Origin of the sequence: Duganella qianjiadongensis (assembly GCF_009857915.1) — a bacterium.
Lineage (GTDB): Bacteria > Pseudomonadota > Gammaproteobacteria > Burkholderiales > Burkholderiaceae_D > Rugamonas > Rugamonas qianjiadongensis.
Genome location: NZ_WWCM01000077.1, coordinates 1 through 420 on the forward strand (window position 1 = coordinate 1; position 420 = coordinate 420).

Genomic DNA, 420 nt, shown 5'->3' on the forward strand with positions numbered 1-420 from the left:
TACCGAGCAGCGTATGGCCCAGCCAGATGGTGGTCAGGCCGCGCTCGGGGAAGCCGAATACCTTCTGCACCGACACCAGCATCAGCAGCAGCGACAGACCGATAATCACTTCCGGCATCACCAGCGGTGCGCTCACCATGCCCGAGAACAGCGTGCGGCCATAGAAGCGTTGATAGCGGTTCAGCACGAACGCGGCGAACGTGCCCAGCACCACGGAGGCGCAAGCCGTCAGCACGGCGATGCGGATCGACAGCCAGAAGCCGCCGATGATCTCCGTGTCGTTCAGCAGTTCGGTGTACCAGCGCGTCGAAAAACCGCTCCAGATCATGTCCTGGCGCGAGCTGTTAAACGAGAACACCACCAGCACCACGATAGGCAGATACAGGAACAGATAGCCCATGGACAGCCAGCCGCGCCCGA

At 61.7% G+C, this 420-nt stretch carries 1 protein-coding gene; it reads right to left on the reverse strand.

Features of this window, described 5'->3' with window-relative positions:
- On the reverse strand, positions 1-420 hold a 420-nt coding region (locus GTP27_RS23340), incomplete at both ends, for an ABC transporter permease (protein ID WP_503826535.1).